The 13442-nt window shown below is 69.9% G+C and carries 11 protein-coding genes; 5 read left to right on the top strand and 6 right to left on the bottom strand.

Features of this window, described 5'->3' with window-relative positions; all coding sequences use genetic code 11:
* The first annotated feature begins 253 nt into the window (after positions 1 to 253).
* A complete protein-coding gene (locus KBY81_RS02325; protein WP_254975474.1) occupies positions 254 to 3016 on the top strand; it encodes an EAL domain-containing protein in 2763 nt (920 codons plus the stop codon).
* Here the strand turns inward: KBY81_RS02325 and folD are convergent.
* The gene (gene folD / locus KBY81_RS02320) at positions 2996 to 3874 is read right to left on the bottom strand and encodes a bifunctional methylenetetrahydrofolate dehydrogenase/methenyltetrahydrofolate cyclohydrolase FolD (protein ID WP_106219800.1); all 879 of its coding nucleotides are present in this window, start codon (positions 3872 to 3874) and stop codon (positions 2996 to 2998) included. The two genes, KBY81_RS02325 and folD, sit on opposite strands and share 21 nt — an antisense overlap.
* A gap of 80 nt (positions 3875 to 3954) precedes the next feature.
* Between folD and KBY81_RS02315 the strand changes: the two genes are divergently transcribed.
* The gene (locus KBY81_RS02315; protein WP_106219801.1) at positions 3955 to 6045 is read left to right on the top strand and encodes an HDIG domain-containing metalloprotein; all 2091 of its coding nucleotides are present in this window, start codon (positions 3955 to 3957) and stop codon (positions 6043 to 6045) included.
* Here the strand turns inward: KBY81_RS02315 and KBY81_RS02310 are convergent.
* Genes KBY81_RS02310 through KBY81_RS02300 form a run of 3 tightly spaced genes read right to left on the bottom strand, consistent with a single transcriptional unit; the run spans position 6035 to position 7139 of the window.
* Positions 6035 to 6469, bottom strand: coding sequence for a CrcB family protein (locus tag KBY81_RS02310; protein ID WP_254975473.1), 435 nt, complete (start codon positions 6467 to 6469; stop codon positions 6035 to 6037). The genes KBY81_RS02315 and KBY81_RS02310 overlap by 11 nt on opposite strands.
* Before the next feature lie 9 nt (positions 6470 to 6478).
* Positions 6479 to 6850, bottom strand: coding sequence for a CrcB family protein (locus KBY81_RS02305; RefSeq protein WP_181279990.1), 372 nt, complete (start codon positions 6848 to 6850; stop codon positions 6479 to 6481).
* 13 nt (positions 6851 to 6863) lie between these two features.
* Entirely contained in the window at positions 6864 to 7139 is a 276-nt protein-coding gene (locus KBY81_RS02300; RefSeq protein ID WP_106219804.1) for a SemiSWEET family sugar transporter, read from the bottom strand.
* A 51-nt stretch (positions 7140 to 7190) separates the two neighbouring features.
* Here KBY81_RS02300 and KBY81_RS02295 point away from each other — a divergent pair, with 51 nt between their 5' ends.
* A complete protein-coding gene (locus tag KBY81_RS02295; protein WP_254975472.1) occupies positions 7191 to 8720 on the top strand; it encodes a peptide ligase PGM1-related protein in 1530 nt (509 codons plus the stop codon).
* 44 nt (positions 8721 to 8764) lie between these two features.
* Complete coding sequence (locus KBY81_RS02290) at positions 8765 to 9286, top strand: hypothetical protein (protein WP_106219806.1); 522 nt, start codon at positions 8765 to 8767, stop codon at positions 9284 to 9286.
* A gap of 16 nt (positions 9287 to 9302) precedes the next feature.
* Here the strand turns inward: KBY81_RS02290 and KBY81_RS02285 are convergent, their stop codons facing one another.
* Together KBY81_RS02285 and KBY81_RS02280 are read right to left on the bottom strand one after the other, a co-directional pair.
* Complete coding sequence (locus tag KBY81_RS02285; protein WP_106219807.1) at positions 9303 to 10139, bottom strand: carbohydrate ABC transporter permease; 837 nt, start codon at positions 10137 to 10139, stop codon at positions 9303 to 9305.
* On the bottom strand, positions 10136 to 11761 hold the full coding sequence (locus KBY81_RS02280) for a 2-isopropylmalate synthase (protein WP_106219808.1): 1626 nt from the start codon (positions 11759 to 11761) through the stop codon (positions 10136 to 10138). The genes KBY81_RS02285 and KBY81_RS02280 overlap by 4 nt, the downstream gene beginning before the upstream one ends.
* A 114-nt stretch (positions 11762 to 11875) precedes the next feature.
* Here KBY81_RS02280 and KBY81_RS02275 point away from each other — a divergent pair, with 114 nt between their 5' ends.
* Entirely contained in the window at positions 11876 to 13441 is a 1566-nt protein-coding gene (locus KBY81_RS02275) for a glycoside hydrolase family 57 protein (RefSeq protein ID WP_254975471.1), read from the top strand.
* The last annotated feature ends 1 nt before the right edge of the window (position 13442 follow it).

Genomic DNA, 13442 nt, shown 5'->3' with positions numbered 1-13442 from the left:
CGCGCGGATTCTCTCAGGCCGATGGTGGCAGGTGCCGGGTGTGCGCAACAGTTTGGGATCGGTTGCGCTGCACTGGGATGCATTGGAGAGGCTCTCGGGATCGGATCCCTGAAAGCTCCCTAGGCTGATCTATCCATCCTTAGTGACTTCTCAAGGTGAGACATTCCAGGGTGCGGCTGCCGATCACCCAGGCGCCCCTGCGCCGTTGGGCCGCTTCGCCGGCATGAGGGGTCTCGGCTGGGCCTGGCCGCAGGTGGCCCTCGTTGTTGGCCTGATCCTGGCCAGCGGGGGTGTGGTCACGCTCTGGACGGCCAGTCTGCGCAGACAGGTGGGGCGCCGGACCCAGGCGTTGCAGCGGGACCGTGAGGACCTCAGCGCCATCATCCACTCCATTCCCGACCCCCTGATCGAGATCTCCGCGTCCGGGGAGATCCTGGCGATTCACAGTGCCCAACGGGGGCTGTTCCATCTGCCGGAGAACCCGGACGTCCGCCCCCATCTGGAGGATGTTCTCTCCCCTGCGGCCGCCACCACAATGCTGCAAGCGCTGGCGTTGGCGGACGCGTCCGTGGACGGCCGCTCCCCCAGGCGGCAGATCGAGATGGCCAAGCCCGGGGGCGTCAACTGGTTCGAGCTCTCGATCGCGAGAAAGGAACAGGAGAACCGGAACGATCCCCGCTACCTGATGCTCTGCCGGGACATCACCGAGCGCAAAGGCTACGAGGCGGGAATTCTGCGCCTCAACCAGCTCTACGCCACCTTGAGCGCCTGCAACAAGGTGGTGGCCAGAGTACGGGACCCTTCGGAGATGCTGGCGCAGATCTGCCGCCTGGCAGTCACCTCGGGGGAGATGCGACTGGCCTGGGTGGGGATGATCGAACCCTCCAGCCGCCGGATCAGGCCGGCGGCCTGGTTCGGCGACGACAGCGCCTATCTGGATGGATTGGAGATCAGCCTTGATCCGGAAGACCCGAAGGGGCAGGGCCCCTTCGCGAGCGCCCTGCGGGACAACCACCCCTTCTGGATCAGTGATTTCATGACGGATTCCTCGTGCGTGCCCTGGCACGAGCGGGCCCGCCCCTATGGATGGGGGGCTGCCGCTTTCCTGCCCCTGCATCGCGACGGGGTCGTGATCGGTGGTCTGGGGATCTACGCCAATGAAACCGACCGATTCGATGTCAAGAGCCAGCAGTTGCTGCTCGACTTGGTTGGTGGCATCGATGTCGCCCTCGACCGGCTCAGCCTCGAGGCCACCCGTGAGGCGCTCGAGGACGCGGTCAAGGTCAGCGAGGAGAAGTTCAGGGAGATCACCGAGTCCACCCATGAAGTGATCTGGTCATTGGATCTTGAGACGCTTCGCTACCTGTATGTGAGTCCCTCCGTGCTGCGGCTGCAGGGATTCACGGTCGAGGAGGTCATGGCCAGGCCGTTCGGTGAGGCCTTCGGTGGGGAGGCCGCCGAGCGGCTGAAAGGGCAGATCAGCCAGGATCTGGCCCAGTTCAGCGCCGGATTGCGCAGCAGTGACGTCGTCTCGATCGACGAGGCCGAACTTCTGTGCAAGGACGGCTCAAGGGTCTGGACCGAATCGGTCTCCAAGATGGTGCGCAACAAACGCACTGATCGGGTGGAGCTCCACGGGGTGACCCGTGACATCACTGAGCGCAAGTTCGCCAAGGAGCAGATCGAGCGACTGGCCTATTTCGACCCCCTCACGGGCCTGGCCAACCGCACCCTGCTGCAGGATCGTATCCGCCACGGCCTTGATCTGGCCAGGCGATCCAATCTGCCTCTGGCCCTGCTGGTCCTCGATCTCGACAATTTCAAGCAGGTCAACGACAACCTGGGCCATGCCATCGGCGACAGGGTGCTGCTGGAGATGGCGAAGCGCCTGAAGGCCAACCTGGCGGACGGCGACACCCTGGCCCACACCAGTGGAGACGAATTCGTTGTGGTGCTCCCCGATTCGGACACCACGGCCACCCTGGCGATGACGGAACGGTTGCGGAACTCCGTCGCCAAGGCTTTCAGCCTCGGCGCCGAACCCCTGTTCCTCACCGCTTCGGTGGGCATTGCCAACTTCCCCGACGATGGCATCACACCAGAGCAGCTGATGGGCAACGCCAACATGGCACTCCACCAGGCCAAGCTTGCCGGCCGCAACGGCCTCCAGTTCTTCACTCCCAGCGTTCAGGAAACGAGCATCCGCGCCCTGCGGCTCACCAACGCCCTGCACCAGGCCATCCAACGTGGAGAACTCAGAGTGGACTACCAAGCCCAGCTCGATCTCAGCAGCAACCTCATCTTCGGGGCCGAGGCCCTGATCCGCTGGACCCATCCCGATCTGGGTCCGGTACTGCCGTCCGAATTCATTCCCCTGGCCGAAATGTGCGGTCTGATCTTCCCGGTCAGCCAGTGGGTGATGTGCTGCGCCCTTCGAGATGCGCACTGCTGGACGGACATGGGATCGACGCCGTTGACCGTCTCGGTCAACATTTCTGCGGCACAGTTCGACCATGGGGATCTCATCCAGATGGTGATCGAACAGCTTCAGGCTGAAGGGTTTCCGCCCGACCGGTTGGAGTTGGAGCTCACGGAATCGGTGACGCTCACCGATCCGGAGAAGGCCCTGGCCCAGATGGAGCAGATCTACGCCCATGGCATCCGCCTGGCCATTGATGACTTCGGCACCGGCTATTCCTCCCTGAGTTATCTGAAGCGGATCCGGGCCCATCGGCTCAAGATCGACCAATCCTTCATCCGCGATCTGGTGGCCAGCGAAGACGATCGCGCCATCGTGGTGACGATCATCAATCTGGCCCGCTCGATGGGCATGCGTACGCTCGCCGAAGGGGTGGAAACCCTTGAGCAGCTGGCCCTGCTCCGCGCCCTCGGCTGCGATGAAATTCAGGGCTACCTGCTGAGCCGGCCCCTGCCCCAGATGGCCTTCCTGGAGTTCCTCAAGACCCCCGTTCCCTTCACCCTCCTGGAAGCGAACTCAGTGGAGCAGATCGCCTAGGTCATGCTCCAGCCCGTGGCGCTCGCACCAGGCCAGCACGGTGTTGACCAGCAGCATCGCCACGGTCATCGGCCCCACCCCTCCGGGCACCGGCGTGATCGCCGCCGCCAGCGGCTCGACCGTTTCGTAGTTCACATCACCGCAGAGCCGGCCCTCCAGCCGGTGGATGCCCACATCCACCACCACCGCCCCCGGTCGGACGTGCTGGGCGCCGATCAGCCGGGGGCGGCCTGCCGCCACCACCAGGATCTCGGCCTCCTGGGTCACCTCGGCCAGGTGATGGGTGCGCGAATGGGCCATGGTGACGGTGGCATCGGCGGCCTGGAGCATCAGGGCCATCGGCTTGCCCACCAGGATGCTGCGGCCGACCACCACGGCCCGGGCGCCGGCGATCGGCACGGCGGCATTCCTGAGCAGGGCCATCACGCCGGCCGGCGTGCAGCTGCGCGGCCCCCGCTCCCCCTTGAGCAGGCGCCCCAGGTTGAGGGTATGCAGCCCATCGGCGTCCTTGTCCGGGTCGATCGCCGCCAGCAGCGGCCCCTCATCGAGGCCCGGCGGCAGGGGCAGCTGCAGCAGGATGCCGTCGACCGTCGGGTCGGCATTGAGGCGCCCGATCAGGGCCAGCACCTCCTCGGCCGGGGTGTCCGCCGCCAGATGGCCCCCATGGCTGCGGATGCCGACACGGCGACAGGCCTTCTCCTTGTTGGCCACGTAGACGCCGCTGGCGGGGTCATCCCCCACCCGCAGCACCGCCAGACCGGGGGGCCGTCCCGCCATCGCCAGCCCATCGGTGATCACGGCGTTCAGCCGTTCTTCGATCGCCGCCGCCAGTCGCCTGCCATCGAGAAGGGTGGCCATGGGGGGGAAGCGTTGCCGGACCCCAGCATGCACCGACACCCTGCGAAAAGGGTGCCGCATCCGTTGGCTAGCCTGGACCGATGAGATTCGGGCTGCGGCGGATCAGGGGACTGTGGCGCCACTTGCTGCGGCTCGAGCGTCCCCGCCAGGCCCTGGTGGCCTGGCGCCCCGGGGGCGGTCTGCTCGTGCTGCTGCTCTGCCTGCTGGTGGCCCTGCTCTCCAGCTGGCCCTGGCTGGTGGAGCCCAACCTGCGTCCCGGCATGCCGGCACCCTTCACGGCCCGCGCCCCCACCGACGCGACGGTGATCGACAGCACCGACCTCGAGCAGCGCCGCAGCCAGATGCTGCCCCGCAGCCAGATTCAGGTGGTCGACCCCCAGGCCAGTGAAGCCCTGGTGCAGCAGCTGGAGCTGCGGCTGCAGCGGGTGCGCCAGACGGTTGCCGACGACCAGCCCCGGCCCGATTCCCTCAATCTCACCGAAGAAGAACGCCGCTGGCTGACGGGGCTGACTCCCCCGGAGCTGATGCGCTGGAAGGTGTCCCTGCGACGGGCCCAGCAGCGGATGCTCAGCCAGGGCGTCGTCGCCAGCCTGTCCGAGGGCCAGCTGCTCACAGCCGCGGAGCTCCAGCTGCAGGACCTCTCGCCCCCCGCCCGCAGCCTGGGCAGCCGCCTGCTGGCCGCCAGCCTGCAGGGCCGCACCAACCTCCGCAGCGACAGCTTTCTCAGCCAGCGCCGCATCGAGGACCTGCTCACCCGCCAGGGGCTGCCCACGATCCGGGTGCGCAAGAACGACCTGATCACCCGGCAGGGGGAACCGATCAGCCCCCAGGCCTTTGATGTGCTGGAGCACTTCGATCTGGTCAACCATCGGCCCCGGCCCGTGGCCTGGCTGGGCCGTTTCAGTGAGGCCCTCGCCGCCTGCGGGGTGATGCTGCTGGTGATGCGCCGCTGGCGCGCCAGCCTCGAGCCGCGCCAGGCCCTGCTGACCCTGGCGATGCTGGTGCTGGTGCAGGGGTGCAAACTCTGGCTCGGCAGCCAGGTCAGCCCCCTGGCCCTGCTGGTTCCCCCCACCCTGCTGCTCTCCCAGGGGCTGGGCACGGCCGCCGGCCTGGCCTGGCTGGCCGTGGCCGCCATGCTCTGGCCGGTCCCCGTCGAGGGCCTGCTGGTGCCCCAGCTGGGGGTGGCAGCGGTGGTGGCCGCCGTTGCGGCGGTGCTGGCGGGGCGGCAGCGCAACCGGGCCCAGCTGCTGCAGCTGGCCCTGCTCCTCCCCGTTGGCGCCGTGCTGCTGCAGTGGCTGCTGATCCACCTGTTCCATCTGCACAGCCTCGAGACCTCCGCGGGGCCGTTCAGCGGCACGGACCTGCTCCAGGAGGCCCTGCTGGTGGCGGGACTGCTGATGGCGGGACTGCTCCTGGCACCGCTGGTGGAAAGCTTCTTCGGCCTGCTCACCCGGGCCCGGCTGATGGAGCTGGCCGACCTGGAGCGGCCGCTGCTGCGCCGCCTTTCGATGGAGGCCCCGGGCACCTTCGAGCACACCCTGATGATCTGTGGCCTCGCCGAGGAGGGGGCCCGCGCCATCCAGGCCGACGTGGACCTGATCCGCACCGGCGCCCTGTATCACGATGTCGGCAAGCTGCACGGCCCCCAGTGGTTCATCGAGAACCAGGAGCAGGGGGCCAATCCCCACGACGAACTGGACGATCCCTTCGCCAGTGCCGCCATCCTCCAGGCCCATGTCGACGAAGGGCTGAAGCTGGCCCGCCGCTACCGGCTGCCCCGCCCCCTGGCCGATTTCATCCCGGAGCACCAGGGTCGGCTGAAGATGGGCTACTTCCTCCACCAGGCCAAGGAACGGGACCCTTCCGTGCGGGAGGAGCAGTTCCGCTACCGCGGTCCGGCGCCCCGCAGCCGCGAGACGGCGATCCTGATGCTGGCCGACGGCTGCGAGGCCGCCCTGCGCTCCCTGCCCCCGGGCACCACCGAGGCCGAGGCCCGGGCCATGGTCCGGCGGCTGGTGGAGGCCCGCCAGAACGACGGCCAGCTCGACGGCAGCGGCATCTCCCGGGCGGAGCTGGAGCTGGTGATCCGCGCCTTCGTGCGGGTCTGGAAGCGCATGCGCCACCGGCGCATTCCCTATCCCATCCCCCCCCGCAAGGCCTTCAGCGCCTGAGCCGGAACCGCCCCAGCCAGCTGCCCACCACCAGCCCCAGTGTCACCGCCGCCAGGCCCCCCAGGAGGCTGACCAGCACCACGGCGAGCGCCTCATCGGGGCGACCCCGCCGCAGCGCCAGGCTGATCTCCAGCATCCAGCTGCTGAAGGTGGTGAGCGAGCCGCAGAAGCCGATGGCGCCAAGCAGCAGCAGCCGGGGCCGGGGGGGGCGCTGGGCGGCGATCACACCGATCAGGAAGGTGCCGACCAGGTTGGCCACCAGGTCCGCTTCGATCAGTCCGGTGGGCACCCCCTCCAGGCCCTTGCCGACGTCCTCCAGGCGCCAGCGCAGCAGGGCGCCGGGCACCGCACCTGCGGCCACCAGCAGCAGGTCCCGGGCTTCCCGGCGCAGGCTGGCGGGGCTGTCGGAAGGGGGTGGTGCCATGGTTCCTCCCTAGCTGCCGCCGATGGCCAGCCCGGCAGCCACGGCCAGCAGGCCCCCCAGCACCGAGCCGCCGCAGAGCAGGACAGCCTCGCGGCGCTGGCGTTGGTGCAGGGTCGCGTGCAGCTCGGCGATCCAGGTGGAGAAGGTGCTGAAGCTGCCCAGGAAGCCCGTGCCCAGCAGCAGCAGGGTGCGACCGGCGGCACCGCCGCAGCTGGCCTCCAGGCTCACCAGCAGGCCGATGGCGAAGCAGGCGATCAGATTCACCCCGAAGGTGCCCCAGTGCTTGCGGGGCAGCATCGGTTCGAAGTGGTTGACCACCCGGAAGCGCAGCCAGGCCCCCGGCACCGCGCCGATGGCGACGAACAGGGCGTCGTTGTCCATGGGGCCGGCCACCTCAGCGCCTCCCCTCCAGCAGGGCCCGCAGCTTGCGTTCCAGCACCACCGAGGCCGGGATCAGCGTGATCAGGTTGGCGGCGATCACCGGACCGTCGGCCCGCAGCAGGCCGTAGACGGCCCAGGCCAGCACCCCCAGCGTGAACAGGCCGTACATGCGCAGCGAGATGGCGCTGGTGTCGCCGCTGCGCACGGTCTTCAGCGCCTGGGGGAACAGGCTCAGGGTGGTGAGGGAGGCGGCGCCGTACCCGAGGGCACTCACCGTGAACGACTCCATTGGCGCTGGCCGCTGTGGTGGTCAGCATGACGACATTCCGCCCATCCGGCCATGGCCCTGAGCTTCCGCGAACTGCAGCAGGGGCTGCAGGCCCCGTGGGGCCGGGAGCATGGCGACGCCGGCGGCGGTGCGGGCGCGGATTTCGATCTGCTGATCCTGCCTTCGCTCACCATGGATCCCTCCCAGCTGGCCCTGGTGACGGGGGCCCACCACTACGAGGAGCGCCAGCTGTTCTCCCTGATGCGGCTGCGCAATCCGGGCGTGCAGGTGGTCTACGTGACCAGCAAGCTGCTGCCCGAGCTGGTGGTGGACGCGGTGCTGGAGCTGATGCCGGGGGTGCCCACCTCCCATGCCCGCCGCCGGCTGCACCTGTTCGACACCGACGACGGCTCTGCCCGACCCCTGACCCAGAAGCTCCTGGAGCGGCCGGCCCTGCTCGGCCGGATCCGGGAGCGGCTGCGGCCGGGCCGGAGCTTCATCATCTGCTATGTGGTGACCGAGCTGGAGAAGACCCTCTCTGAGCGCCTGCAGGTGCCCCTGCTGGGCACGGACCCGGCCCTGGGTTACTGGGGCACCAAGGCGGGCAGCCGGGAGCTGTTCGCCCGCTGCGGCGTGCCCCACCCCCCCGGCACCGGGCTGGCCCACGGCCTCGACGACCTGGCGGAGGCGGTGGCCGACCTGTGGGAAAGCGACCCCGGGCTGGGGGGCTGTGTGATCAAGCTGAACGAGGGCTTCAGCGGCGAGGGCAATGCCCGCCTGGACTTCACCCCCCTGGGGCTGGCCGGGCTGGCCAGGAGCGAGCGGGTCGGGCGGATCCGGCGGGCCCTCGAGGCCCTGCCGATGCCGGCGGCCGGCTGGACGGAGCTGCTGGCCAGCCAGGGGGCCCTGGCCGAGGCCTGGCTGGAGGGCGGTGACGCCCTTCGCTCCCCGAGCGTGCAGGGCACGATCCACCCGGGCGGGATGGTGGAGGTGCTCTCCACCCACGAGCAGATCCTCGGTGGTGGCGGCGGCCAGACCTACCTGGGCTGCTGCTTCCCCGCCGCCGAGCCCTACCGGGTGGCGCTGATGGAGCACGGCCTGGCCGTGGGCCGGGCCCTCGCCGCCGAAGGGGCTCTGGAGCGCTTCGGGGTCGACTTCATCGCCCGCCGCTTCGGCGAACGCTGGGATCTGCAGGCCATCGAGGTCAACCTGCGCCAGGGCGGCACCACCCATCCGTTCATGGCCCTGCGGGCGATCACCGCCGGCAGCCTCGATCCCGCCACCGGTTGCTTCCTCTCCCCCACCGGGCAGCCGCTGCACTACCGGGCCACCGACAACCTCAGCGATCTCCGCCTGCGGGGGCTGATGCCCCTCGACCTGATCGACATCGTCGCCGAGGCCGGCCTCCACTACGACCCCGCCCGGCTGCAGGGCAGCGTCTTTCACCTGCTGGGCTGCCTCTCGGAGTTCGGCAAGCTGGGCATGACCTGCATCGGCCGCGATCCGGAGCAGGCCTCCGCCGTCTACCGCTCCACCGTGGCGGAGCTGCTGGCGGGGGCCTGCGCCCGCCGCGGGGCGGGGCTGCCGGAGGCCGGCGGCTGACGCTCCGGGCCACTCAGGGCAGGATGGGTCAGCACAGGGGGCGCATGGTCTCGATCACCGACCGCGAAGACGACCGTTCCCGGCGTTCTCCCCCGCCCCCGGTCCCCGGTCCGCCGCCACCGGCCGCCGGCCTGCCGCCCTGGACCAGCTGGCTGCAGATCGGCCTGAGCTCCATGCTCGCCGTGCTGTTCCTGGTGATCCTGGCGAAAACGCGCGAACAGAGCCAGCTGCTGATGAAGCTGGAGCAGCGCCTCCAGGGACTGGAGAACAGCCGCGCCCTGGATCGCACCTCCGTGCTGGAGGAGCAGCAGCGGGCGATGGTGGGCCGCCTCCAGACCCTGGAGGCCGGGGCCCAGCGGCTGGAGGCCCTCGAACAGCAGCAGGACCAGTGGCGCTCCGCCCTGGCCGACCTGCAGGGTCGGGCGGTGCGGCGCCCCCAAAGGGATCCGGACCCCTTCCCCGCCACGCCGGTGCCTTCGGCGGGGCCCGGCGGCCGTCCCGCCCAGGCCCCGGCCGAACGCGGCGACGGCGGCGTGTTGCGTCCGCCGCCTGTGGGCAGCCCCTGAGCGCCCTTCGGGCCCCTCAGCCCTTGACGGCGTCGCCGCTGGCGCTGGGCAGGATGTAGCGCTGCAGCAGCACGAACAGCAGCAGCACCGGCAGGATCGAGACCACCGATCCGGCCGCCACCAGACGCCAGTCGAGGGAGAAGCTGCTGGCCAGCTGCTGCAGACCCAGGGGCAGGGTGTAGAGGGTGGGGTCGTCGAGAATGATCAGCGGCCAGAGGAAATCACTCCAGGTGCCGATGAACACGAACATCGCCAGGGTGATCAGGTCGGCCCGGGCCGCCGGCAGCATCACGTTCCACCACTCGCCGATGGGGGTGCAGCCATCGATCCGGGCCGCCTCCTCCAGCTCCACCGGCACCGCCAGGAAGCTCTGGCGCAGCAGGAAGATGCCGAAGGCCGTGGCCGCCTGGGGCACGATCAGGGCCCAGAGGGTGTTGCGCAGCCCGATCTGCACCATCAGCAGATAAAGGGGGATCATCACCACCTGGAAGGGGATCAGGATCGTGGCCACCACCAGGGCCAGCACCAGCCCGCGGCCGCGGAAACGCATCCGCGCCAGGGGGTAGGCCGCCAGGGAGCAGAACAGCAGGTTGGCCAGCACCGCCAGGGCGCTGACGATCGTGCTGTTGAGCAGGTAGGTGCCCATCGGGTTGGCGGCGAACAGGCGCCCGTAGGCCTCCAGGCTCGGCTGGCTGGGCAGCAGGGCCGGAGGGCTGGTGAAGATGTCCTCGGCCGGCCCCTTCAGGGAGGTGCTGACCAGCCAGAGCAGGGGCAGCAGCAGCAGCACGGCCACCAGCAGCAGCAGGGCGAGCTGCAGCCCGGTGGCCAGCGGGGAGCGGTTGGGGGCGTTCACAGACGCGGCAGTTCCGCCACCGGAAGGGGGGTCTTCTGGGGGTGGAGCGGGGCGCGCTGGCCGCCGGAGACCAGCCGGTTGAGGGCGTTCACGAAGGCCTGGGCCGCCGCCACGACGATGTCGGTGTCGGCCGCATGGCCCGAATAGAGCACCCCCTGGTGGCGCAGGCGGATGGTCACCTCGCCCATGGCGTCGATGCCTTCGGTGACGGACTTGATGCTGAACTCCACCAGCTCGTTCGGCACCTGGGCCAGGTGGTTGAGGGCCTGGCAGACCGCATCCACCGGGCCGGTGCCGATCGCCGCCTCGGTGAGGTCGATGCCGTCCCCGTCTCGCAGGGTGACGGTGGCGGTGGGCTGGAGGTTGGTGCCGCAGCTCACCTGCACCGACTGCAGGGCGTAGCGGGGCTGGTCCTGCTGCTGCACCTGCTCGCTGACGATCGCCTCCAGATCCCGGTCGGTGATCTCCCGCTTGCGGTCGGCCAGCTCCTTGAAGCGGGCGAAGGCGTCGTCGAGGTCGTTGCGCTCCAGGGTGTAGCCAAGCTCCTCGAGCCGGGCCCGGAAGGCGCTGCGGCCGGAGAGCTTGCCGAGGGAGAGCCGGTTGTCGGCCAGGCCGACGGTGCGGGCGTCGATGATCTCGTAGGTGAGGCGGTTCTTGAGCACCCCGTCCTGGTGGATGCCGGATTCATGGGCGAAGGCGTTGGCGCCCACGATCGCCTTGTTGGGCTGCACCGCCATGCCGGTGAGGTTGGAGACCAGCCGGGAGGTCTTGGTGATCTCCTCGGTGCGCACGTTGGTGAGGGGGTCGCGCTGCTCGGCCGGCCGGCCCAGGAAGGGGTTGAAGTAGCTGCGGCGCACGTGCAGGGCCATCACCAGCTCCTCGAGGGAAGCGTTGCCGGCCCGTTCACCGATGCCGTTGATGGTGCACTCCAGCTGGCGGGCGCCGTTCTTGACCGCTTCGAGGAAGTTGGCGACGGCCAGGCCGAGATCGTTGTGCCCATGCACCGAGATCACCGCCCGGTCGATGTTGGGCACCGAACGGTTGATGCCGGCGATGATCGCGCCGAATTCCGCCGGGGTGGTGTAGCCCACCGTGTCGGGAATGTTGATCGTGGTGGCGCCGGCGTTGATCGCCGCCTCGATCACCTGATGCATGAACTCCGGGTCGCTGCGGCCGGCGTCCTCGCAGGAGAACTCCACGTCATCGACGAGGGAGCGGGCATAGGCCACCATCTCGGCGGTGATGGCGAGCACCTCGGCGCGGGTCTTGCGGAGCTTGTGCTCGAGGTGGATGTCGCTGGTGGCGATGAAGGTGTGGATGCGCCGGCGGGCGGCGGGGGCCACGGCCTCGGCGCAGGCCTTGATGTCGCCGCTGGCGGCCCGGGCCAGACCGCAGATCACGGGCCCGTCCGGGGTGCCGACGCTGGCGGCGATGCGCTGGACGGCGTGGAAATCGCCGCTGCTGGCGAAGGGAAATCCGGCCTCGATGATGTCGACCCCCAGGCGGGCCAGCTGCTGGGCGATCGCGAGCTTCTCCTCCAGGTTGAGGCTGGCGCCGGGGGACTGCTCCCCGTCGCGGAGGGTGGTATCGAAGATCAATACCCGGCCGGGATCGCGGGCCATGGGGTTAGGCGGAACAGCTATGAGTTAGATCCACTCTAGGGGCCGGCCGTCCTGGCTCCGGGAGCGGAACCGTCAGGGAACGGAACGTAGAGTGGCGCCACAGAGGGTTACCCCATGGCCGCAGGCGATCTGGCCCTGGTGTTGCATGCCCACCTCCCCTACGTGCGCTCCGGTGAGCCCGGTTCGCTGGAGGAAGACTGGTACTTCCAGGCCCTCCAGGAATGCTATCTGCCCCTGCTGGAGGTGCTGGAGCAGGCGGCCGCCGATCCCCAGCAGCGGCCCCGGCTCACCCTCGGCCTCTCTCCCACCCTGCTGTCGCTGCTGAGCGACCGGGCCCTCAACGGCCGCTTCCCGGCCTGGCTGGCCCTGCGCCGCACCCTGCTTGACGGAGCCGTTCCCGAGCTGGAGGTCCCGGCCCGCGAGCTGCAGCACACCCTCACGGCCATCGAGGCCCAGTGGCGGGAGATGGGGGGGGATCTCCTGCCCCGCTTCCGGCGGCTGCAGGAGCTGGGGGTCCTCGATCTGATCACCTGCGGCGCCACCCACGGTTATCTGCCCCTGCTGCGGGATTCGCCGGAGGCGGTACGGGCCCAGCTGCTCACCGCCGTGCGGGAGCACCAGCGGCTGCTGGGTGTGCGGCCCCTGGGCATCTGGCTGCCGGAGTGCGCCTACTACGAGGACCTCGACCGGCTCCTGGCCGAGTGCGGCCTGCGCTATTCCCTGCTCGACGGCCACGGCCTGCTCCATGGCCTGCCCCGTCCGCGCTACGGGGTCTACGCCCCGATCTGCTCCCCGGCGGGGGTGGCCTTCTTCGCCCGTGACAGCGAATCCACCCTGCCGGTGTGGAGCGCCAGCCAGGGCTACCCGGGTGACGGGGCCTACCGGGAGTTCCACCGGGATCTGGGCTGGGACCTGCCGGAAGTGGATCTGGAGACCCAGGGGATCCACGACCGCCGCCCCCTCGGACTCAAGCTGCACCGCGTCACCGCCCAGGGCTGCCCCCTTGAGCTCAAGCAGCCCTACGACCCGGCGCGGGCGGCCGAGCGGGTGACGGAGCACGCCGAAGCCTTCCTGCGGGGCCGCGCCGCCCAGATGGAGCAGCTGGCGGCGACGATCGTGCCGCCGCCGTTGCTGGTGGCCCCCTTCGATGCGGAGCTGTTTGGCCACTGGTGGTTCGAGGGCCCCCGGTTCCTGGCCGAGCTGTTCCGCCAGGGTCCGGCCCTGGACGTGCGCTTCACCCACCTGCGCGATGTGCTCAGCGAGGGGCGGTCCCTGCAGGTCTGCCGGCCGGCCCCCTCCAGCTGGGGCCAGGGGGGCTACCACGACTACTGGCTGAACGACACCAACGCCTGGGTGGTGGCGGAGTGGCAGCGCGCCTCCCGCGCCATGGTGCAGCGGGTGAACCGGGGCGTGGGCAGCACCGCCCAGCGGGCCCTGCTCACCCAGGCGGGCCGCGAACTGCTGCTGGCCCAGAGCTCCGACTGGAGCTTCATCCTGCGGGCCGGCACCACCACCGGCCTGGCGCGGGAGCGGATCCGCCGCCACCTCGACCGCTTCTGGCGGCTGATCGATGCCCTCGAGCACGGCACCGACCTGCCCCGGGAGTGGCTGGTGGGGGTGGAGCGGGAGGACGGGCTGTTCCCGGAACTCAACGCCGCCGACTGGGCGAGCCGGGGCTAGG

Origin of the sequence: Cyanobium sp. Lug-B, assembly GCF_024345635.1 — a bacterium.
In the GTDB taxonomy this organism is placed as follows: Bacteria; Cyanobacteriota; Cyanobacteriia; order PCC-6307; family Cyanobiaceae; genus Cyanobium; species Cyanobium minutissimum.
This window is presented reverse-complemented; position numbering and strand designations above follow the sequence as displayed.